The 21,603-nt window shown below is 44.9% G+C and carries 18 protein-coding genes; 8 read left to right on the top strand and 10 right to left on the bottom strand.

All coding sequences use genetic code 11. From position 1 onward, the window contains the following. Nucleotides 1-28: 28 nt before the first annotated feature. Entirely contained in the window at nucleotides 29-1,510 is a 1,482-nt protein-coding gene (locus L2755_RS08435) for a protein adenylyltransferase SelO (protein ID WP_248980241.1), read from the bottom strand. Between the two features lie 636 nt (nucleotides 1,511-2,146). Here L2755_RS08435 and L2755_RS08430 point away from each other — a divergent pair. Further along, on the top strand, nucleotides 2,147-3,454 hold the full coding sequence (locus L2755_RS08430) for a hypothetical protein (RefSeq protein WP_248980240.1): 1,308 nt from the start codon (nucleotides 2,147-2,149) through the stop codon (nucleotides 3,452-3,454). A gap of 91 nt (nucleotides 3,455-3,545) precedes the next feature. Here L2755_RS08430 and L2755_RS08425 read toward each other — a convergent pair whose 3' ends face one another. Next, nucleotides 3,546-4,157, bottom strand: coding sequence for an energy transducer TonB (locus L2755_RS08425; RefSeq protein WP_248980239.1), 612 nt, complete (start codon nucleotides 4,155-4,157; stop codon nucleotides 3,546-3,548). An 825-nt stretch (nucleotides 4,158-4,982) separates the two neighbouring features. Between L2755_RS08425 and L2755_RS08420 the strand changes: the two genes are divergently transcribed. Beyond that, nucleotides 4,983-5,624, top strand: a complete 642-nt coding sequence (locus tag L2755_RS08420) for a hypothetical protein (RefSeq protein WP_248980238.1) — start codon at nucleotides 4,983-4,985, stop codon at nucleotides 5,622-5,624. Between the two features lie 441 nt (nucleotides 5,625-6,065). Here L2755_RS08420 and L2755_RS08415 read toward each other — a convergent pair whose 3' ends face one another. From L2755_RS08415 to L2755_RS08405, 3 genes are all read right to left on the bottom strand, one after another. Beyond that, complete coding sequence (locus L2755_RS08415; protein ID WP_248980237.1) at nucleotides 6,066-7,664, bottom strand: TonB-dependent receptor domain-containing protein; 1,599 nt, start codon at nucleotides 7,662-7,664, stop codon at nucleotides 6,066-6,068. Between the two features lie 36 nt (nucleotides 7,665-7,700). After that, nucleotides 7,701-7,907 (bottom strand): hypothetical protein, encoded by a 207-nt coding sequence (locus tag L2755_RS08410; RefSeq protein ID WP_248980236.1) that lies wholly within the window; start codon nucleotides 7,905-7,907, stop codon nucleotides 7,701-7,703. Between the two features lie 209 nt (nucleotides 7,908-8,116). Then, entirely contained in the window at nucleotides 8,117-9,043 is a 927-nt protein-coding gene (locus tag L2755_RS08405) for a hypothetical protein (RefSeq protein ID WP_248980235.1), read from the bottom strand. 233 nt (nucleotides 9,044-9,276) lie between these two features. Between L2755_RS08405 and L2755_RS08400 the strand changes: the two genes are divergently transcribed. From L2755_RS08400 to L2755_RS08390, 3 genes are all read left to right on the top strand, one after another. Beyond that, nucleotides 9,277-10,380, top strand: a complete 1,104-nt coding sequence (locus tag L2755_RS08400) for a permease (RefSeq protein ID WP_248980234.1) — start codon at nucleotides 9,277-9,279, stop codon at nucleotides 10,378-10,380. Nucleotides 10,381-10,636: 256 nt separating this feature from the next. Further along, nucleotides 10,637-10,867, top strand: a complete 231-nt coding sequence (locus L2755_RS08395) for a ribosome alternative rescue factor ArfA (RefSeq protein ID WP_248980233.1) — start codon at nucleotides 10,637-10,639, stop codon at nucleotides 10,865-10,867. A 464-nt stretch (nucleotides 10,868-11,331) separates the two neighbouring features. After that, a complete protein-coding gene (locus L2755_RS08390) occupies nucleotides 11,332-12,270 on the top strand; it encodes a DMT family transporter (RefSeq protein WP_248980232.1) in 939 nt (312 codons plus the stop codon). 101 nt (nucleotides 12,271-12,371) lie between these two features. On the opposite strand, the gene L2755_RS22280 is transcribed toward L2755_RS08390, so the two are convergent. Beyond that, nucleotides 12,372-13,160: a DUF3465 domain-containing protein gene (locus L2755_RS22280; RefSeq protein WP_248980231.1), complete on the bottom strand. Its 789-nt coding sequence runs from the start codon at nucleotides 13,158-13,160 to the stop codon at nucleotides 12,372-12,374. Then, nucleotides 13,157-14,041, bottom strand: coding sequence for a 3'-5' exonuclease (locus tag L2755_RS08380; protein WP_248980230.1), 885 nt, complete (start codon nucleotides 14,039-14,041; stop codon nucleotides 13,157-13,159). Before L2755_RS08380 ends, L2755_RS22280 begins: the two co-directional genes overlap by 4 nt. Before the next feature lie 151 nt (nucleotides 14,042-14,192). Here L2755_RS08380 and L2755_RS08375 point away from each other — a divergent pair, with 151 nt between their 5' ends. Both L2755_RS08375 and L2755_RS08370 read left to right on the top strand, forming a co-directional pair. Beyond that, nucleotides 14,193-15,851: an amidohydrolase gene (locus L2755_RS08375; RefSeq protein ID WP_346348083.1), complete on the top strand. Its 1,659-nt coding sequence runs from the start codon at nucleotides 14,193-14,195 to the stop codon at nucleotides 15,849-15,851. A gap of 241 nt (nucleotides 15,852-16,092) precedes the next feature. Continuing rightward, nucleotides 16,093-16,608, top strand: coding sequence for a hypothetical protein (locus tag L2755_RS08370; protein WP_248980228.1), 516 nt, complete (start codon nucleotides 16,093-16,095; stop codon nucleotides 16,606-16,608). A gap of 140 nt (nucleotides 16,609-16,748) precedes the next feature. Here L2755_RS08370 and L2755_RS08365 read toward each other — a convergent pair whose 3' ends face one another. Beyond that, a complete protein-coding gene (locus L2755_RS08365; RefSeq protein ID WP_248980227.1) occupies nucleotides 16,749-17,603 on the bottom strand; it encodes a pirin family protein in 855 nt (284 codons plus the stop codon). A gap of 135 nt (nucleotides 17,604-17,738) precedes the next feature. Beyond that, the gene (locus L2755_RS08360) at nucleotides 17,739-19,067 is read right to left on the bottom strand and encodes a BamA/TamA family outer membrane protein (protein WP_248980226.1); all 1,329 of its coding nucleotides are present in this window, start codon (nucleotides 19,065-19,067) and stop codon (nucleotides 17,739-17,741) included. Nucleotides 19,068-19,388: 321 nt separating this feature from the next. Here L2755_RS08360 and L2755_RS08355 point away from each other — a divergent pair, with 321 nt between their 5' ends. Continuing rightward, entirely contained in the window at nucleotides 19,389-20,654 is a 1,266-nt protein-coding gene (locus L2755_RS08355) for an MATE family efflux transporter (RefSeq protein WP_248980225.1), read from the top strand. Nucleotides 20,655-20,673: 19 nt separating this feature from the next. Here L2755_RS08355 and L2755_RS08350 read toward each other — a convergent pair whose 3' ends face one another. After that, nucleotides 20,674-21,555: a LysR family transcriptional regulator gene (locus tag L2755_RS08350; RefSeq protein ID WP_248980224.1), complete on the bottom strand. Its 882-nt coding sequence runs from the start codon at nucleotides 21,553-21,555 to the stop codon at nucleotides 20,674-20,676. Between the last annotated feature and the right edge of the window lie 48 nt (nucleotides 21,556-21,603).

Raw genomic sequence — 21,603 nt, 5'->3', positions numbered from 1 at the left:
TTGCGTGTTTTTTTGTGTCAATTTTAGCCTAAGTGCCACAGTAAGTGGTGAACTTACCGAAACTTGCGGGCGCTGGATGACTATACTCATCTTTAGCGGTTTGTAGTGTATAAGGGCTAGCAAGTACCGCAACTAACGCCTCAAATGGTTGGTAATCACTGCGCTCCTCTGCGGCCTCGATAGCGGCCTCAACCAGATGATTCCGAGGAATATAAACAGGATTAACTGCATCCATCAAACTTGCGCGTTCTGCAGTGGATAGCGGCTCCTTTTCCAATCTTGCTTGCCATTGCGCTTGCCATTGCATGAATAATTTAGAGTCAGTAAACAACGTCTCAGCAACGCTACTGTCAGCGACCAAATCAGCTGCTAATTGACGAAATAGCTGAGTGTAATCCACAGCTTGCCCTTGCATCGATTCCAGCAACTGCTCACAAAGTGCATAGTCGCCTTCAAATTCCAAAGTCATGCCCAATTTGGCGCGCATTCCCCTAAGCCAATGGGACTTAAAGATATCCCAAAACGCCTTTATCGCCTCTGTTGCTTGCGCGATCCCATCGTCTGAATCTTCACTGATAAATGGCAGCAATGTTTCAGCAAATCGAGCCAGATCCCATTGCGCCATCGCGGGCTGGTTGCTATAGGCATAGCGACCATCTTGGTCGATAGAGCTAAACAGCGCGTTAGCATCATAGTTATCCATAAACGCGCAGGGGCCGTAATCTATGCTCTCGCCACTGATGGTCATGTTATCGGTGTTCATCACTCCATGCACAAAGCCGACTAACATCCATTTGGCCACCAGCTCGGCTTGCTTATCTCGCACGGCACAAATGAGGTCTAAGTAGGGTTGTTCGCTTTGCTTTAGCTCAGGGTAATGCCGCGCAATGGCATAATCGGCCAGCTGTTTGAGCTTAGCCTCTTCACCTTGAGCGGCGAAATATTGAAAAGTGCCTACGCGCAGATGACTGGCTGCCACTCGAGTTAACACGGCCCCTGGCAAGTATCGCGTTCTATAGATGGGTTCACCCGTCGTCACCACAGCCAGTGCACGAGTGGTCGCAATCCCCAGCGCATGCATCGCTTCACACAGTATATATTCCCGTAAAATGGCGCCCAGTACCGCTTTACCATCACCACCGCGAGAAAACTGCGTACGGCCAGAGCCTTTAAGCTGAATATCTTGCCGCTGACCAGACTTATCCACCACCTCACCTAACAGCAAGGCTCGGCCATCCCCCAACTGCGGACTGAATCCACCGAACTGATGACCAGCATAGACTTGGGCTAATGGCGCTGAACCTTGAGGCGCTTCGCTGCCTGAAAAAACGGCGGCAAGCTGCTCTGCACTGCTATTACTGATGCCTAACTGTTCAGCGAGTGCCTGATTGAACTTTACCAATACCGGCGTGGGCGCTTTATCACCCTCACAGGAGACATAAAACCCTTGCAGTTCATTTGCGTAGCTGTTGTCAAAACTTACGCCTAAATCAATCTTAGTGCTACTCATCAAATATCCATCTGGTTGCGAAACATAACAAATTCCTATAACGCCTACTTTACCCCAGTCATCGCCATAACGGTAAACTTGGCCGTCTTTGTGGTGTAAGTATTAGTGCAGCTTCATTCTTGGCCGTACTACTCGCATCAGTTTTTCAGCTAGCCACAGTGCCAGGTTTTAAAAGTGCCATGGATTGCTTTTTTATGCATACGATAGAATGAGAGACATACCCATCCTACTTAAAGATGCTCGTTTCAGAGGCGTTGATGGGTTTTAATGGGCTTTACTCTGTGTTATTGATTGTACAAAGGGAATGACCATTAGTGGTAATCAATGCAAGCACCAGGGATGGTGTGAATGTCAGTTATGCAGGAGCAATAACTGACGTTGATTAAAGCCCATTAAACTCCCACTGAATCCTGCATCTTCAGATAGAATGCAGGCCAAGGTAATTCATGACATCCTAATTTAAAGTGAGTAATATAAGTAGTTAAAAACCACGGATGAATTTAATTCAACTTACTTCTCCACTGTATATTCCTCGCCAGTTTGGATGTTACAATCCGCTCGAAAAACAATCAATAATCAAAATTTAATTTGCGCGGTATTTACGTCGTTATACAGCACTTATAATTAGGGAAGAAAATGAATTTAGTTAAAGGAACATTGAGTCTTGCTATTGCAGGACTTTTGACAGCCTGTGGCGGTGGTAGCGATAACAGCACTAACAGCACTAACAATACTCAAGCTCCAGAAAGGCAACTCTCACTCAATACCATTAAGCGCGATGGTTGCGGACAGAAATCGCCGATAGCCAATATTAAAGTGCTCATCCATAACCAATCCGGCGATGTAATCAAAGAATATGCGACCGATACTCAAGGTCAACTGCAGGTAGACTGGCCAGCAGACGCTAAGCACGTAACAGTGGCAGGTAATGATTATGATTATCAAGGTAATAGAACCCTTTATATTAATACCGAACTCGATGTTGAGCCTGGTGATTTAGGCGCGACGCTCTTCTTTGCCTATACCGATGAGACGAACTGCAACTGTAAACAGGTTGACTTTTCGCTGCAAACGCTCATCGAAGATGCACCAGATAGCACGCTTTACCTAGAGAATAATAACTTTCAGCTTGCCCCAGATTTATCATCCCCCCAGTTAGAGTGGTGTGAAAGCTATGGTGATATGTCTATTCAGCTTATCGCTGCCGACGGCGCTACAAGTATGGCCGGTGCGTTCGATTTAACCGAGGTGAGTAATATTGAGCCAACCCTAGATGACTTCACCGCGACCGGAGTTGAGGTCAATGTTGATTTTTCCAATCACAGTGCTCGTGCTTATTCCAGAACAGGTTGGAGTAATTACAATGATAATCTCGGCGTAAATCAACCTATTTTTATCTACCCTGCACTGACCTCTGACAATTATGCTCGCTATCATGACTACAGTACCGCTCAGGTAGGCAATATTGAAGCTTATACATATGCAACTGCAACGGTTAAGGTTAATTCTGAAGGTGACACCATTCGCCACTTACAACTTAGGGAGGTGACGACTGACTTAACTGACGCGATATACAGTTTGTTCGCTTCAATTTCCGATAATCAGCCCCCTTATCAGTATGATTTCTCAAACGCGGATAGTAACATTGCTTTCACTCAAATTTCAGTTACGGGTCAAACCGATACTGGTCGTAGCTACTGGGTGATTAAAGGTGGAGTTTCTGGCGAGATGCCCGACTTTAGATTATCTACAGATCTAGAGGCCGAACTGGCTTCGTTACAAGCTGAAAAAGTACATATTGATGTTCAGAGTTATGGTTCGAAAAAATCACTTAGTGAGTGGCGTAAATTAACAGCCGCAAGGGGAGAAATGGAAAATAGTTACTTAAGTCCGCTCAGCGATGAAAGTCACTTCATGCAATTCTCTTTTTATTTAGATCGTTAAACTTATCTGAGGCTGCTCTTTAGCGTCAATGGGTTTACAATGATAACGACATTAGCATTGGCCAATGTCGTTGTTTTCACCTTCGCACTGATTACAGCGCCTTCTCCAAAGTAAAATCCAGTCTAATTTGCTGCTTAGGTTGAATTACCGGGTTACCTTCAACCACTTTTGGCTTGTATTTCCAGCCCTTAATTGCCCGTACTGCAGACTTGTTAAATATCCGTTTAGGCTTGGAGTCAATCACACTAACATTGGTGACACTACCAAGCGTGCTGATATCAAACTGCAATACAACATAACCCTCTTTACCGTTTCTGGCTGCGCTGATTGGATACTGCGGGGCAACTTGCACCACGGGCATCGCATCTTGATTTGTCGCTCCTTGGTTATAACCCTTGCTCACTCTTGGCATCACCGGAGGCGCAATGTCAGTGAGTGGTGTAATACCTCCCTCTCCATGACTTGGGATCTCAATCCGTGGCGGCTTAACGACGATAGGATCAGGCTTGATTCGTTCGATTTTTTTGGGGGGAATGGGATCGGGGATCTCACTGGTAATATGTAAGATTGGGGCTTCGGTTGCCTTGCCGACATAGACTAGATCTGATTTAACCAATTGCGACATAAAGATAAATAAACCCAGTGTGACTAGGGCTCCAATTAGCATGATACTCGTGCGACTAAACAGGCTATTTTGACTCATAGATTATCCTTTCTTGAGTTGGGTGCCCTTTTATACCTAGCAGCAATGACACATAAAACCAAACCTTTTGTTACATTTCGTTATAAATAAAACCAATAACAACAATGCGCCAACATCCGCGCAACCGAACAACTACAAGCGTTCGATGTAAATACCTCTTTGGGAATAGATAAAAATAAGTAGCGACTGGCTCCCCCTGCTTAAATAAACTGGTGAGCAGCAATCCTAACCAAGCGCAGGAAGTAACAATCAAGCGCAGGAAGTAACAATCAAGCGCAGGAAGTAACAATCAAGAGGATTATTAACATGTGCTTATTTCATACTCAATGACTCGGCGAGTTCATCATCCTAGAACCATCAAGTTTTAAAATATGGCTCAATTAGAGAGACATTAATGTGCTCAGTCTATGAAAATCGACCATGGATTTACCGCAAGTTCGAAACCAGCATCTTCAAGTAGGACGCGGATAAACCGGTTGGTTAGATGAACTTTATATGACTTTCAATTAAAGTACGCCGTTCTGCGAGCCACCTAACAATCCACAATCGTCCTTTATGCACCCTAGAGGCGCATTCAGCCTAGCCTAAACTCAGTCTTATTACTGAATAAACCCCCATTGCCATAATGTTTATGTGTGACATGTTGATGATGCATTAAAAAATCACACACTATAAATACTAAGCCGATAGGTGAATTTTAGTAGGGGTAATTAGTCTTGTTTATCAATCGATTAAGTTTAACCTGACGACTCGTAACTAGCGGTACAAGGCTAGGTACGGATATAACAACTTAACTTAACACTTATAATTAAGGCGCTATTAATCATGTCAAAATCGCTAGTTGGATCGTTTGTTCTTGCATCGGGATTGCTGATCTCTTTACCAGCATCAGCCCAAACCTGTTTCACGGAAGGCGCAACAGGAAATGGCCCTACACTTCCGGCAACATGCGTAAATGTCACTATTGAAGATCAACATAACGAGCAAGTGACTCTTGCTGTATCCGCCATTAGGCAAGGGGAGGATATTACTAACTTCTTCGAGTGGACTTCTGATCTCGATGGCTATATCGGCAGAAGCAGTACGATTACGGCTTCACTCTCAGCAGGAGAGCATACTATTCGTGCCTACTCCACCATGCCGCATTTACGATCTTACTATGACGAAATCACCGTCTCTGTCGGTCAGCAAGTAAATAACTGCGTAACAGAGGCACCTTCCACCGTAGAGACATACGATGAGTGGTATACGCTGGACTTTACTAATGCCACCACCGCTGACATCAATGTTTCTTGGCTTCGCTATGAAGACGGTGAGCGCATTCACTATAAAACAATCAAAGAAAACGGATCGGCATCGTTCACTGGCTACCCAGGCAATAACTGGATCGTGACTGACAGCAATGATCAGTGCTTGTCGGTGCACACTACTGGCTACAATAATGACACTATCCTGATTTCAAAATAATCATTGCCCGCCAGTGAGGAAGTCTCGCTTCTTCACTGGCTTCTCTGTCCTCGCTGTATTTCCCTCCTAACGCTTACCTCATGTTCACCGCTAATCTAATATGAAAAACATTTACCAAACAGCAGCCTGAGACACTTTTCTAACTCGCTATAGAGTGATAAACCAAAATTTAGCCACACCCAAAATCACCGTTATCGATCGTCAAATACTCGCTACAACCTTCCTCGAAGGGCTTACCGTTTCGCCGACTCCACACCTGTGGCACCGCCGCCTACAATGGAAATATTGAGTTCGTTAATCGAATCTGACTGATGAACGCGGGTCAAACTAGCAAGAAGTACATTGTGAAAGCGATTGGCCTGTAAAAAAGCCAGTAGCTATTCACTACTGGCTTTTAAGGACTTACCTATGTCGATGACGACATGGCAAATTTAGTTAATACTAGATCTTGTAGTTAGCACCTAGGAAGAACGCACGACCGGTGGTGTCATAGTAACCAGCACCATCATAAACATATGGGTTACGTGGTGGTGCTAAATCGAACGCATTCTTCACACCGAAGCGCATAGAAAGTGTATCAGTGAAATCATACGAACCAGTGAAGTCCCAAACTGTTGACGATGGAATATCGTTATAGTTGTTGTTCTCTGGCTGCCAATCATTACTAGCAACTGCTGCATGACGGTAGTTAGCTCTTGCTTCTAGATTAAGTGCATCTAGGTTCCAACCAAAGCTAAACATCGCTTTCCAGCGAGGGTCGGTATATTCACCAACATCAACCTGTAAGTCTTCAGCAAAACCTGTCGGGTTATGTTCCCACTGTTCTAGATACGTTGCGATAACGTGGACTCTAAAGTCACCAAAGCTGTCCGTTGGGATATCGTACTGAGATTCAATATCGACACCTTTAACGTCGAATGAAGCTGAGTTAACAGGCTTCTGTACGAAATCAACAATATCACCAGTACCAGCATCACGAGTAAATAGGTCACAATAGAGGTTATCTAGTGAAGCTGAGTCATAGCAGTAACGAACTGCAGTACCAACGCCGATGCTGCTAATTGCATCTTCAATTGCAAATGACCAGTAATCGACTGTGATTGAGAAACCTTCAAGATAGTTTGGCGTATAAACCATACCTACAGTGTAATCGTTTGATGTTTCAGCCTTTAGATCTGGGTTACCCGCATTCGTACCTGGGTGATTACTCTGGTACCAAGACTCTGTTGGATTCCAACCTTGTGGTAGACCTGCTGCTTGACAGTTTGCTTTACGGTTGTCATTTGGACCTAGCTCAACGTTGATCAGATCACACACGTCAGTGAAGCTTTCAAATGTTTGCCCACCTGGATCGAATAACTCACCAATGTTAGGCGCACGAACCGACTTAGAACGCGTCGCTCGAATACGAAGGTCTTCAATTGGAGCCCAGTTTAGGCCTATTTTCCAAGCATCATCAGAACCCGCTGTGCTGTAATCCATCCAGCGATAAGCGAGGTCAATGCCTAAATCATGTGCAAGGAACATATCTGACAACAGTGGAATGCTAAATTCGGCTGCAAACTCGGTGACATCATACTCACCAGTCATAGGTACTGCAGTGTTACCAAAAATAGTACCGTCGACTAGTGCTTGATCTGGCTTAGTTTCTGACTCTTCTTTACGGTAATCAGCACTGAATGCAGCACTAACATAGCCGGCAGGTAGATCAAATAACGCACCAGTTACCACTAAACCAGCACTTGTTTGAGTTGTTTTAGCCGTTTGACCCGCGCTAGTGCTAACCCAATCGAGTGCCGCTTGACTTGCTTGGTTTTCACCTAAAAGATTTAATGGAACACAACCCGCTGCGCGTGCATCGGCATCGCGACAAACGATACTGCCGTCAGCTGCAAAGACTGCATCTTTAGCTTGGTCATAACGGTCACCCCAGATCTCACCGCCCCAAACCGTGGTTTCCTCTAGCTGACCACGTTGAGCATGAATTGAGTAATCCCAATCATCACTGATGATACCTTCAATACCGACTAAGAAGCGCATTGTTTCGCGGTCTTGGTTATAGGTACGGTTACCAAACTATTTATCGATACGGTATAGGTTAAAATATTCCATGTCTGTGTCAGTCATCAGCTGACGAGTAGCTTCTGGAAGGAAAGCATTATCTGCTTCTATATAGTTACCTGTATGGAATACTGGCGTACTCTCACCGTTAGACTGATAGTCAACATAGGTAATTTCAGTGAAGATTTTATGGTCGTCATTGATCTCATAATCGGTATCCAAGGTAAATACAACAAGTTATTAACAATTGATGCTGAGTTTATCAGTTTATTTCTTTGAATGAGGTGGGGAGGAAGGGGGGAAACTAACTTCTAAATCTATATGAACTTTATTCTTGCAAAAAACATCAAACCTGTTTCATTTAAACTAAAAAAGGGCCGCACTTTTAAATGCGACCCTTTTTCTATTAGAGTGAGTTTTTACGCTAACGGCTACTCATTTTCGTCAGCTTTAGAGATAAAGAGTCGACTGACATCGTTGCTCCAAAGCTGAATAATTTTACGGTTTTTGGCTTTATTCCAAAAACATTTTCCAAACAGAATGATCCCCGCGCCTTCAAAATCTCGACGCTCCTGCAAGCCGAAGCGAGATATAAGTGAGCTGGAAAACATATCAATAGGGATCCCAACATCTTTAGTCTCGGCGGGATTCAGCCATAAGCGCTCTTTATCAGTATGTGAAATAGTGCCCCAATACATCCGCGGCGCGCCATTATCCGTTGGCACTGCATCGGCAAAGTTTACAAACAGATTTTTGGCGCGCCAGCGATACTTTTCATCGGTATATACCCAAAGATCCGACGTTGATAAGTCACTGCCACGCAACAAGCTATGCAGTAGTTTTTCCAGTCCTTGAGTCGCGATTCTCGTTTGAGCTGCTGCTTTATCGTCGTCAATAACCAACTCAGGCTGTGCGATCGCTAACTCTGATTTTGATAAGTCAGCTTTAACTGCTGCGGGAGTTATGTCAGCCGAACTATTTACTGCAACATTCTCATTCGTTGCTTTGTCTGCCTTTGGCTGTACTTTGGCCTTAGCGACTTTTGCAGCACGGCTAAAGTCGATAATCATCGCGTCAGAATCAACCACTAGCCGATTAACCTCTATGGCGTGCTGCTCTTCACGCTCTTTGGCTGGCGAAGGTTTAAACTCGGAGCAATCAGCTTGATGATAACGGGATCCAAAACAGGCGGCTTTACCATCTTTTGACGCTTTACGATAATAAGCCTTACCTGCGCAAGCGGGACATACCAGTGCTTGCCGATATTTTTCAATATCACCATCAGGTAATTTTTGAAACTTAAATACCGAATAGGTTATCGGCTTAGTTTCGTCATATCGGCAAATAGCATCGAGCATAGTTTGTCCTTTAAGCTATTGATTTAATCATCATAAGCGTTTGCGCTATTTTAACAACGGAATTATCAACCTTAGCTAGACTCTACAGCGTATTAAGAATCGTTCACCAAAAATCATTTCGACAAAAGCAGAAATAACTATTGACTAAATACTGAATAAGTTTACTATCCGACCACCTCAGTTATTTCGGTAATTCCGGAAATAACAAACAAACGTGTAATAAGGTCAATATCATGAGTCCTGAAATCATCATCATGGCAAAAGAAACGGCGAATATGTTCCTGTTTCTAGCCGCTGAATTAACAGTGCTATTCCTCGCGATTAGTTACATTGTTGGCATATTGCAGGAGTATATTCCACCGGAAAAAATACAATCGATTTTGAGCTCAAAGAAAGGTAAAGGTTACATCATTGCCGCTCTGCTGGGATCGATAACCCCCTTTTGTTCATGCTCAACCATCCCGTTCCTAAAAGGATTACTTAGAGCAAAAGCAGGCTTTGGCCCAATGATGGTTTTCTTGTTCTCAAGCCCATTATTGAACCCAATCATTATCGGCCTTTTTGTGGTGACGTTTGGCTTTAAAGTCGCTATTTTTTACTTCTTAGTCGCTATGCTTGTGTCGGTAACTGCTGGCTACGCTCTAGAAAAACTGGGATTTGAGCGTTACGTCAAGCCTGAAGCGTATGAAGCAGTAACAGCCTCTAGCTGCGGTACTCGCTGTGGCGATACTCCTAAAACAGTGATAAGTCACAAAGCTGAAGTAAACAGCTGTAATAACCAAGCACCTGTTCTAGAAACCGCCAGTTGTGGCGCTACATTGGCAGTGAACACTTGCGGTAGTACATCTGCAGTTAGCTCATGCGGCTCGCCAAGCACCAGGGCAGCCAGTGGTTGTAACGACAGCAACACTGTAGCTAAGCAAGATAATCGTTGGATGCGGGTATGGCGTTCAACATGGAAAGACTTTAAACAGGTTTTACCCTATTTAATGGTAGGTATTTTACTTGGGTCGTTCATTTACGGATTCATGCCTACCGAGCTAATTGTAAAGTACGCTGGTGAAGGGATGTGGTATGCAATTCCTATTGCAGCGGTCATCGGTATCCCACTCTACATTCGTGCAGAAGCGGTTATCCCATTAAGCTCAGCATTAGTCGCCAAAGGTATGGCGTTGGGCTCGGTCATGGCGTTGATTATCGGTAGTGCGGGTGCCAGTTTAACCGAAGTTATTTTGCTAAAGTCGATTTTTAAGAACCAGATGATAGCGGCGTTCCTAACCGTGATTCTAGGTATGGCGATTGGTGCTGGTTACCTTTATAGCGTCATCTTTGCGTAACGATTGTGCTTAACCTTGGTGCCAACCATTTTCACTAAAAAGTCGCCTGCTAATACTGCGGTAAAAAGTATTAGCACGTGCAATTAATAATTGCGTATAATTGCACCGCTGATTAGAGTATCTCAATCGAGAGTTTATGGCAGTGGTGCAAGCGTTCATTTGTTAGCAGCCACTCACTAACAGCGCATTAAAAAGTAAATAGAGTAAGTTAGTAAATGAGTTTAGAAGCAAGTAAATTGACTATAGGAGTCATGTGATGGCAAAACATCGCCAAGTACAACCGCAGATAGAACATGAGAGTGGTCGTGGAGTCATTAAAGATAACGCGCTAAAGGCCATCGTCACCAGTACCCTATTTCGAACACGGACTGAGAAACCTAAAAAAGGCAAAGGGTCTTACAACCGCAAACAGAAGGGGCAAAAGCTGAAGGGCTTAGCCCCTTTTGACTATCTGGCACTGCAGCTTTTTTATAAAACAGCACTCTAGCCCTCCCAAAAAACTCACTAAAGCCTCATGCCTCTCTCGCTAAACTCTCGCCTAATGACCGTTAACTTTACCCTGCAAAACTCAGCCATTGATTAATACCAATTGTATAAACTAGCTATTGTTGAATTTATCGGTTGACTACAGCGCGCAACAATTAGATTATTGAGCCTTCGAGACACAATATTCAGCTTGGTAAAATGACAATTTTATTCACCTCTATTTATACGCAAGTTAATTGCCTGACACTGCGACTCCTCGCCAGTGTGATATGGCATTCTAGCTGCGCGGTAAATTGGGAATATAATAAATAGTTAGCCATTAGTTCTCGATTCCACACCGCAAAGAGTCTGCAGCGCGGTGATGGATATTCCCCTCTTTGCTCGCCCTTCTCTCCAGCGGTTCTATATTAATCTGTATTATTAGCTCAGGTCATTATTGATGGCTAAGTTAGCAGGAGTGTTGAGATGTCAGCAACAGCATTACCCAAGATGGTTCCAGCGGCGTTTTTGTCGGTGGTATTAATTTGGTCTACAACGCCGCTAGGTATTGTTTGGAGCAGTGAGTCTGTGCATCCAACGATGGCGGTATTACTGAGAATGCTGATTGCACTGACCCTAGGGTCGCTGATCATACTGATTGCTCGAATTCGACTGCCATGGAATGCCACAGCGAGAAAGCTATATGCCGTTTCGTCCATAGGGATTGTCGGTGGTATGCTGCTGAGCTACTTTTCCGCCCGCTATCTGCCTTCAAGCACCATGTCACTGTTCTTTGGTCTGTCGCCACTGATCTCAGGCTTACTGGCACAGAAATTACTCAATGAGCCCAAATTCGGCCCGATGCGTTTAGTGGCTTTAGCCATGGCATTTGTCGGGCTTGGCATCGTATGTTCATCTAAGCTTTCACTAGCGAGCGATAGTTGGATTGGACTGCTATTAATCTTGTCTGCGGTAAGTTTGTTTAGCTTGAGCGGCGTATTAATCAAAACGGTTAAAATCAATATTCACCCTATTGCCAGTACCGTGGGCGCGCTAATTTATTCAACACCTATGTTTGCTTTAGCCTGGTTACTATTTGATGGCACGATACCCTTTGAAACTTGGCAAACACGTTCGCTGTTAGCAATCACTTACTTAGGTGTCTTTGGTTCACTCGCCGGCTTTATTGCTTACTTCTATATTCTGCAGCATCTTAATGCCAGCACGGTTGCGCTAGTGACCCTGATAACGCCAGTATTTGCGATGATGTTAGGCGCACAGTTCAATGGTGAGACCATTACGCCGGCGCTAGTGATAGGGGCTGGTTTTGTGCTAACAGGGCTAGCCCTGTATCAATTTGGTGACCCGTTGTTGCATAAGCTACTGCATAAGCTTTCGAAAAAGAGAGATTGTTCTCAGCCTTAATACTCTCGGCATTACGGCAATCGGCATTACGACAATGGACATCAGAGAAAATAACGGCGGCTAACATAATGTCAGTCGCCGTTTTTCGTGAGCTACGTTATCTATTGGTAAGTCTTGCCTTGATGCTTAAGCCAGCCGCCAACATGTCGGCCTTGTGGATCATGATGAGTCCAATGCACCACACCGCCGCGATCGTTATACTCATAGACGCCATAAAACGAGATGTTATCACCTGCTTGCAAACTCTCAATCTTAGGTGCTAAATCGATGTTATGCGCAATCAACAGGGTCTGACCGTTGGCCAGCGTAACGATAAACCGCTGGTGACGACTGCCTTTAGTGTCGTCAGCTAACAGTCGAGTCACAACGCCGCGACTTTGTACCTGTATGCCGCTTTGCTGCCGGGAAAATGCCTGGCTTATTCGCTGTTCATCTGCCGCAACAGCTGTTGATATCAATGCAGAGGAGCCATAAGTAGCAAAACTACTTGGGGCGACAGTCGGTGCGACGACACGGTTATAGACAAAACTGGCAATCGCTAACACTACCAGCATTATCGCAATACGGTATAACAACCCTTTTATCGGGCTATTACTTGGCGCTTGCTTGTGGTTTGAATGGCTCTTGTCTGCGTTGCCTTCAACATTTGCTTCCACATTCGCTGCAACACCTTCTATCCTTGCTGCAAATGCTCGTTGCTTTCCATCGGTTTGAGTCTCGATTTGAAAATACAGCACATCGCCAACTAAGGGGCGTCTGGCCATATGCTGCAGCGCTGACATATGAATAAATACCTCATTATCCGCTTGCCCCGCTTGAGCGTTTTCGACTCGAATAAAACCATAGCCTTTTTTGTCATTCCAGCGAACTAGTTGTCCCTTATAAATCACAAGCTTCCCTCTGCTAAAAAACGTTGTTGAACTGATTTAGGCCATAGTGCTTGATAGGCCTTGAGTTGCTCAAACAAGGCATGATAAATGTCTAATGCTGCTAAGGCATCGCCTGCGGCGTAATTAACCTGCTCCTCTGACAATGGCTTATTAAGCACAATAGCCCAGTTAGACAGTGTTATCCGCTTACTTTTAGGCAGTTTAAGTGCCAATACCGTCGCCGCCATCTGCACCGTGCCCATCTGCTTTGCTGCACCTAGCTGATTCATTAACCAATTAAGATCAAGCATAGGGTTAAGCACAATGCCGAAATCTCGCTTCATCCCATTGACGTCACTGCGCAGACCAATCCCCACCTTAGTGATATTCGATTGCTCAGCCAATACTTCAGCAAGTGCCGCCTTAAAGGGCACAATATTACTGCCTACCATTCTAAACAGATAACAATGGCGAGTGGTCGCAATTTGAATTAGCGAGATAGGATTGCTATTACGGCGACCTTTTTCAAAGCTCGCGGCAGTTTCAGTATCAAACCCGACCCACTTTTGAGCCTTAATATCATCAATCGCAGCCACTAAAGAATCGCGGGACACTATGACAATTTGACGCGAAGTGCCATTTAAACTGGCAGATACGCTTTGAGCATTTTCGATAGAATAATCACTTAAACGCGCAATATCTCTATCGCTCAGACGGCAAATCAGATGCGTTCGTAGCAACAGCCAATCAAGTTTCTGCTGGTTCTGTTCATTGCTAATAGAGGTTAGAAATACTTGCTCAGCGCTTTCCATTGCAGCGAAATAAGCATCTGCTTGCGCGCCGAGTGCTTGCCTAATCAATACCGACTTTTCTGTCGCCAATCCAAATTTATATAAGCTCATGCTGTGTTTCTCAACGCTGTTAATCGCCATTAACCTAGGATATTTCTAGCCGAATCATAACGCGAAATACCCCCTTATTGCTTAATAAAATCCAACTGTTAGTATCGAATGTGTCTAATACAACAATAAGATGCCGGAAATCATGAAAAAGATGAATAAATGGATTTATCCAGCCCTATTGGCGTTAAGCTGCAGCGCTCACGCCCAAACGACCTTAATTAAAAATGTGAATGGCTATACCATCGATAACGGCCAACTTGTTTCGTTTCACTCAATTGAACTCAAAGATGACACTGTTACTCGCCTTTATCGTGAGCAACAAAAACCGGAACTCGGCAGCTCCATGCGCACAATTGATGCAGAGGGTAAAACCATGCTGCCCGGTTTAATCGATGCTCATGGGCACGTGCTCGGTTGGGGGCTCAACTTAATGCGCACCAACCTTCGAGGTAGCGCGTCAGAAGCTGAAGCCGTAAAGCGAACCATTGAGTTCCGTCAGCTAAACCCTGGGCTGACTTGGGTACAAGGACGCGGTTGGAACCAAGTACTGTGGCCGAGTAAAACGTTCCCGACCGCAGCCTCACTTGATAAGCATTTTCCAGAAACCCCAGTATGGCTAAGGCGAGTTGACGGGCATGCTGGCTGGGCCAATAGCGCGGCAATGAAACTCGCGGGTATTAGCAAAGATAGTAAAGCTCCATCAGGTGGTGAGATCATCCGCACCGCAGATGGCGAGCCCAGTGGTGTATTTATCGATAACGCCATGGCTCTTGTTAGTCAGGCCATTCCTGCTTTGAGTGTTAGCGAACAAGAAACGGTGCTTAAGGCCGCAATGAACGACTTAGCCCGATTAGGACTCACCAGTGTTCATGATGCAGGCGTGGGCAGTAATACGATGAGTGCCTACAAAAATTTAGCCAATAAAGATGACATGCCTATTCGGGTGTATGGCATGGTCGCGGCCGGCGACAGTCAGTTCAGCAGCATTATGAGTAAGGGGCCATACCATCACAAATCACAAAAACTGGATTTTAGCAGCGTTAAGATCTCCGCCGATGGTGCTTTAGGTAGCCGAGGGGCGGCGTTAATCGAAGATTACTCTGATCTCCACGGACACAAGGGCCTGCTGCTACATAGCGACCAGCAACTTAACCGCTATATGCTAACGGCAATGCAAGCGGGGTTTCAGGTCAACACCCATGCCATTGGCGATCATGCTAATAAACTGGTGTTAGATTCTTATGCAGCCCTCATAAAACAAACCAATAGTAAGCCACTGCGCCATCGTGTTGAGCATGCACAGGTATTGCGTCTTGAGGATATCCCACGCTTTGCCGAACTTGGAGTGGTTGCGTCAATGCAGGCAACACATGCCACGAGCGATAAAAACATGGCAGAAGATAGAGTTGGGCCAGATAGAATAAAAGGCGCTTACGCGTGGCAAAAGCTACTTAAAGCCAATGCTGTTATCGCCGCGGGCTCGGACTTCCCTGTAGAATCAGCAAACCCTTTCTTTGGTCTGCATGCCTCGGTAACACGCCAAGATCATCATAACAAACCACTGCAAGGCTGGTATCCGGACCAAAGCATGACGATGGTCCAAGCACTCACCAGCTTTACCTCTGCAGCGGCTTACTCTGCCCATCAAGAGAATGAAATTGGTCGTTTGGCGCCAGGAATGAAAGCTGACTTTATCTTAATTGATCGCGACGTTATTAACGGAGATCCGACTCAAATATGGCAGGCTCAAGTGCTGCAAACCTGGGTTGATGGCCAAGTGGTATTTAATATCGAAGATAACCAGCCCTAAGCTAAAGTTAATGATTAGCCATTAACTATCAATCGAAAGGCGAGCATGACTGCTCGCCTTTTTTATATTCTACGTTATTGCAGTTCGTTCACGATAACTAAGTTATGTTGCCTAGTTCATTAACAAAATGATAACCTAGCTCATTGATTTTTTTAGATACTCACGTTAGCCACTGAATCAAAGTGAAGGCTGTAAGCCATCGTAGACCACAGATAGTTTCAAGCTAAGGAGATAGTATTAGATGGAAAAAGTAGCTTGGTATAGAAAGCCCGAGATGATAGTGGCGTTATCGGCACTACTGATGAGTTTAGTCACCACTGTGGTCGGCATATACTCTGCGACGATAGATAGAGCATACGCCCGGGCATCGGTTTGGCCTCGATTAGAGATATTTCGTAGTTTCGGTAACGAAGGTTTCAGCTACGGAATAAGCAACAATGGTACTGGTCCCGCCATCATCAAATACGCCGCTTTGACCTATAAATCTAAACCGATTAAAACTTGGGACGATATCCCCGCAATACCGACTTTTACCCAGTCGCATATCGGCAGCCGCATTCTTCCGGCTGAAGACGTTATCCGGCCACTGGCATATCAAGGTAAGCAGTCTAAGGAGTTCTTAGCTATAGATAACGATGTGCAAATAAGCCTTTGCTACTGCTCTATTTACGACCAGTGCTGGTTAACTGACCGAGGAAATGACCCGCTGCCGATAGATGAATGCGAAATAGACAAAACGCACCGCTTTCAGCAATAACCTAATATCGCTTATTGGCTTTTTAAGCCCTATAAGCGTAACCAATAAAAGCCGCTTGAAAAGAAAACGCCGAGCACAATTACTAGGTTCGGCTATTCATAAGCAACTTAAATAATAAGCCTAAAGACGTATCAATCAGATTACGCTGGGGGGATATCACCGAAACGGCCATTTTGATAATCATCAATAGCTTGGCGGATCTCAGCTTGGCTATTCATCACAAAAGGCCCCATGTGCACGATATCCTCTTTGATCGGAGTGCCTGCAAGTAACAGCATGCCCGCCCCCTCAGCGGTTGCAGTTAGCTGCAGAGCCGCTTTAGCATCGAGCAGCAATAATTGCTGCGGGTGATAAGTTTGTCCTGTGTCACTGGTTAGTTGTCCCGCATAGAGGTAGATGCCGACAAACTGATGTTGCTTCAATGTCAGTGCTGCACTGCCACTAGGATCGAGTATCAAGTCTGCTATTTCAGCTTTACCCGCAAGATCTTGAATCGGTGCTGTTGCTGTTTGTCCTGCAAAATCCCAATTTCCCGCCAATGCTCTTAGCTTGGCACCGTGGCTATTGCTGATTTCAGGGATGGGGGTATTGGTGGTATCTTGATAGCGCGCAGGGCGCATTTTTTCACTGGCGGGCATATTGAGCCAGATTTGAAAACCATGCAGCCCTGTATCGCTATCGGCTAACGGCATCTCGGAGTGGATCACTCCGCTGCCGGTACTCATCCACTGCACGTCACCCGCCTGTATCGCTTTAACGTTACCGAGCTGATCTTTATGCTCCATACCGCCTTTTAAAATATAGGAAAAAGTTTCGATACCACGATGTGGGTGCGGCGGAAAGCCACCAATATAGTCCGCTTTATCATCAGACTTGAGTTCATCTATCATCAGAAAGGGGTCGAAATGGCAATGATTAAAGTCGGCTACGCGAGAAATATTAACCCCGTCGCCATCCATTGTGCGATGTGCTTTATGTTGACTGATTATGTTCATTTGTTTCGCCTAATAAGTTTTGATTACCTTCAAGTTAACAAATAAATATTCGAATGAATAACGCGAAATATGGCTGTATTCATTCTAATAATACGAAAGAACTCGCCATTACATCGCTGAAAATAGCTGTTGTTCTTAAAATGGGTGATCGACCATGACCCAGCCATTAGTGGCTTCATCAGAGTGAGCAATATCAAAGCGGATCACTAAGCCTGCTGTTAATGCTCTTAACGACAATCCATAATCGACCTTAAGATCAGACAGTAATGTGCTGGCGGTATATTCAGGTGCCACCCTACCCGCCTCTACAAAGCCCACCACTTGAAACCAATCTAACCTTAAGAACTTTAACCAATTTATATCTTCAATCGGGTTATATTTTAAGGTGTAACGGTACTCGGCACTGGTATAGATAGCCGCTTTGTCGTGAAAGCGATTCTGATCGAAACCTCGCATACGGTAGAAGCCCCCTAACGTCGCGCCTTCATTGTAAGGCGCGTTATCAGTGACTTGTCGTCCCCCAAGACTGTCATACTCGACCTCCCATGATGGCGAGTAGCCCGTCCAAAAGTTAAGCGCGAGTATTCGCTGGCTGGCATAATCTGACTCTCCGAATGAAAAATACTTACTCATATCGAGGTTCATAAAGGTCCACTCATGATCGGAGTCTAACCATGCTGCATCATGAGAAACCGATAGATACTGACTGCTGCCCATTGATGGGTTAACCGAAAAGTCAGTATTGTCGTATAGGATCCCCAGCTCCACAGCGTGGATAGTGCCATCAAGCTCCTCATCGACAAACTCAAAGCTTTGATAACGATTAAACTGCCTTAATACGACGACGGTTGCACCGCTCTCTAGTGGATTCCAGCTTTCGCCACCACTAGGCTCAGACACCAACAAGCCATTCTTAAGCTTGTACTCAACCAAGCCCTTATCTTTAGTTGCACCGATTGGCAGCGCATACTCAAGCTTTATATCAAACCAGTTTGATGAACCATCGGCTTCTAAAAACTGCATGTTGGTTGAATCATTACTGCCTGGAAGTGGCGTTCCTTTGGGAACAAACTCTCGCCCCGCGCCAGCATAGGCTCGCTGATCAGGATAGTAGCCGAGGAAACCATAGGTGCTCAAAAAGAAGCGCTCTGTCTTTGGTAGTTTAAAATTCCAAACACCTAATCCGATACCCTTGCTCACATCGCCACCAAATACGGTGCCGCCGATCGTCATCTGATCTTGGAAGTAGCCACTGAGCATGCCGCCCAGACCAATGTTGAGCCCCATAGAGTCGGAACTAAACAGATAAGGTATAAGTAGCTTTTCTTTAACGTTGTCCGGCGTCTCAGCTCTATCGATTGAGGTTTTAACATTTGCAGCAGGCGCTGCAATTGCGATATGAGGTAGTAATGCGAGTGCAAGAATACCGCGATAAAACACGCTAACATTGGTTTTTAAAGCCATTTAATTCCCCAATTCAATAACGCGTTAAACACGCCTAAGCCTAAATGATGCCAACATGAGTGTGCTGTACTCACAATACACATGTCGACCAAGTAAACACAATAATAGCAACAACATAACAACATCCACCCTTTTATGAATAAACTATTTCGAAACAGGTAGCATTGAATGGTGGCACTTTCGGTGGCTCGGCCAATAAATGTTCAGTAGTTTCCAACAAGATCACAGCTTGAATCGAAACTTCTGATGTCTTTTCCATTGTCACGTAATATTTCCCGCTACTATGCAACCTTACTTTGTTTCCGGTGAGCTAAGTTTACTATGTCAGAATCTTCCTTTGAGCGGGCTAAGCGCTCATTTATCGCCTCTATATGGGCGACACTAGCGAGCATATCCCTTGGACTCGCCTTTAAAATTTGGCTAGCACAATGGGTCGCAAAAAGTGATCTTGCGCTCTACCACACTGTGGTCGATATTATCTCTTTATCCTTGATCCTATTGAGCGGTTTTAGAACCTCGATGGTAGTGAGTTTTTCTCAAACGAAAAATGCCACAGATATCACTAATATCTTTCGCTACTCTCTCATATTGATGGTGCTGCTCACGTGGGGGATAGTACTGCCGTATATCAAACACCAACTGAAGATTGATGTCGAATACGTGCAACTCGTGGGTATTATTTTGGGCATGGGCTTTAAGGTGTATTTCACCAATCAAATTGGCATGTACCGACTTTACCATATTGCCAACAAAGCCATTTGGATTGAACCCTTGGTGCAAATACTGCTGTTCTTAGTGTGTTATTACGCGCTGCAACAAACTGCCATTTCATCGCTATTTTTCAGCCTCATGCTCTCCAGTATTGCCGTTGCCTGCTATATGTTTATTCAGCGTCGCAAAGAGATTGCCACCACACCATTGGCACCTGTTCAACTCGATCCGGAGATGCGTAATTTTGTGAAAAAAAGCATGCTGTCCTCTTTAGAGGTCGGCGCTAGCATTTTGATGATCTATATTACGGTACTGCTGACTGTTGGTTACTTTACGGTAGATGAACTCGGCGATTTCCAAGTCGTTGTTAGACCCATGTTCGCCTATATGACATTGCTGTTTATCTTTCCTGTTTATCGCTATATTCTGCCTGAAATTGCCCAATGTCTGCGCCAAGGAGAGCATCAACAGATCGCTAAAATGCGCCGCTGGTTTTATCGCTTAGGGGTGACGATTAGCCTGCTGTTTTTACTGAGTATGATATTTTTTAGCGAACAGCTCGTCACCCTTATATTCCCTGAAACCTACGCTTCAGCAGCCCCGGTGTTAATGCACTTCTCATTGTTCTTTGGCTTTATGATGCTAAATGCCTTTCAGATCGCCTATATCAAAGCCCATGGACACTTTATACAGAGTTTATCCATCCGTATCGCGGGCATCGTCACCTTAGTGGCTATGTTCTATATTTTACGGGGTTTCACCGATAACGTCGTCGCCGTCATACTGGCCATGGGGTGTGGTTACATACTGATGTTTATCATTTCGAGTGTGATGGAGTATCGCCTAGTCAAACAGCATAAGCTGGCCGCGAGCTGAAGCGTTAACGGGTTTACACTCATTGTGGCTTAAGCTGTTCACAAAACGTTTCGATAAACCATTGATACCGACTGGGCAGCTGCCGTTGCTTCTTGGTCACCATATATAGCTCTTCAGCGACCTCTGACTGAGTATTAGCGACAAAGAGTGGCTCAGGATATTCATCCACCACAATCTGCGGCAACACGGTAAAGCCTAAGCCTTTAGAAACCGGCAGCAAAATTTGATTCAACTGGTTGATATAACCCCGTTGCTTGAGCTTAGCCATTCCCACAAACTCATGTCCAAAATGCGAACTCAACATTTGCTCGGCGTAATAGTGGCCGTCGGGATGGTTAATAAAGCCTATCTCTTCGAGTAACGGCAAGGTTACTTTAGCGCCCTTAAAGCTCGGTGGCAGCACTAAGCACAACACTTGCTTACCTAGATATTGCTGCTTAAGCTCTATTGATGATTGCTGTTGGGTCACAATACCGACATCGACACTATTGTCTAAAATGCTATTAATAATAGCGCTGTTTGGTGCGGCCTCTAAGGACACTTGCAGCTGCTCATGCTGCAATTGATATTGGACAAACTTTGGGAAAAAGTGCATTGCCAAAGCACCTGAGCAGGCGAAGCGACAGATCCCACGATGAGGTTCATCTACCAGCAATTGCTGCATTAATTGCGCCTCCTCGGCAATTTTTGCTTTGGCATAGGCCAACAATTGCAGACCCGCATCTGTCAGCTCAAAGCTTTTACCTTTTCGAGTTAATAGCAAGGTGCCGACTTGATTTTCAAGCTTGTGGATATGCTGGCTCACGCCCGGTTGAGTCATAAACAGTCGCTCAGCGGTGCGGGTAAAGTGCCCGAGCTCGGCTAGGGTCACAAATGTTGTAAGCCATTGCTGATTAAGCATCAATATCTCACTCTAATTTAAAAACTATCTGCTCATAAAAATAATAAT

Origin of the sequence: Shewanella abyssi, from assembly GCF_023284025.1 — a bacterium.
GTDB lineage: Bacteria > Pseudomonadota > Gammaproteobacteria > Enterobacterales > Shewanellaceae > Shewanella > Shewanella abyssi.
Note: the sequence above shows the minus strand (reverse complement) of the source record. Positions and strands in the feature narration are given on the sequence as shown.

Coding starts and splice junctions, on each gene's coding strand:
- L2755_RS08435 (WP_248980241.1), bottom strand. CDS start 1,510: ATGAGTAGCACTAAGATTGATTTAGGCGTAAGTTTTGACAACAGCTAC.
- L2755_RS08430 (WP_248980240.1), top strand. CDS start 2,147: ATGAATTTAGTTAAAGGAACATTGAGTCTTGCTATTGCAGGACTTTTG.
- L2755_RS08425 (WP_248980239.1), bottom strand. CDS start 4,157: ATGAGTCAAAATAGCCTGTTTAGTCGCACGAGTATCATGCTAATTGGA.
- L2755_RS08420 (WP_248980238.1), top strand. CDS start 4,983: ATGTCAAAATCGCTAGTTGGATCGTTTGTTCTTGCATCGGGATTGCTG.
- L2755_RS08415 (WP_248980237.1), bottom strand. CDS start 7,664: ATGCGCTTCTTAGTCGGTATTGAAGGTATCATCAGTGATGATTGGGAT.
- L2755_RS08405 (WP_248980235.1), bottom strand. CDS start 9,043: ATGCTCGATGCTATTTGCCGATATGACGAAACTAAGCCGATAACCTAT.
- L2755_RS08400 (WP_248980234.1), top strand. CDS start 9,277: ATGAGTCCTGAAATCATCATCATGGCAAAAGAAACGGCGAATATGTTC.
- L2755_RS08395 (WP_248980233.1), top strand. CDS start 10,637: ATGGCAAAACATCGCCAAGTACAACCGCAGATAGAACATGAGAGTGGT.
- L2755_RS08390 (WP_248980232.1), top strand. CDS start 11,332: ATGTCAGCAACAGCATTACCCAAGATGGTTCCAGCGGCGTTTTTGTCG.
- L2755_RS08380 (WP_248980230.1), bottom strand. CDS start 14,041: ATGAGCTTATATAAATTTGGATTGGCGACAGAAAAGTCGGTATTGATT.
- L2755_RS08375 (WP_346348083.1), top strand. CDS start 14,193: ATGAATAAATGGATTTATCCAGCCCTATTGGCGTTAAGCTGCAGCGCT.
- L2755_RS08370 (WP_248980228.1), top strand. CDS start 16,093: ATGGAAAAAGTAGCTTGGTATAGAAAGCCCGAGATGATAGTGGCGTTA.
- L2755_RS08365 (WP_248980227.1), bottom strand. CDS start 17,603: ATGAACATAATCAGTCAACATAAAGCACATCGCACAATGGATGGCGAC.
- L2755_RS08360 (WP_248980226.1), bottom strand. CDS start 19,067: ATGGCTTTAAAAACCAATGTTAGCGTGTTTTATCGCGGTATTCTTGCA.
- L2755_RS08355 (WP_248980225.1), top strand. CDS start 19,389: ATGTCAGAATCTTCCTTTGAGCGGGCTAAGCGCTCATTTATCGCCTCT.
- L2755_RS08350 (WP_248980224.1), bottom strand. CDS start 21,555: ATGCTTAATCAGCAATGGCTTACAACATTTGTGACCCTAGCCGAGCTC.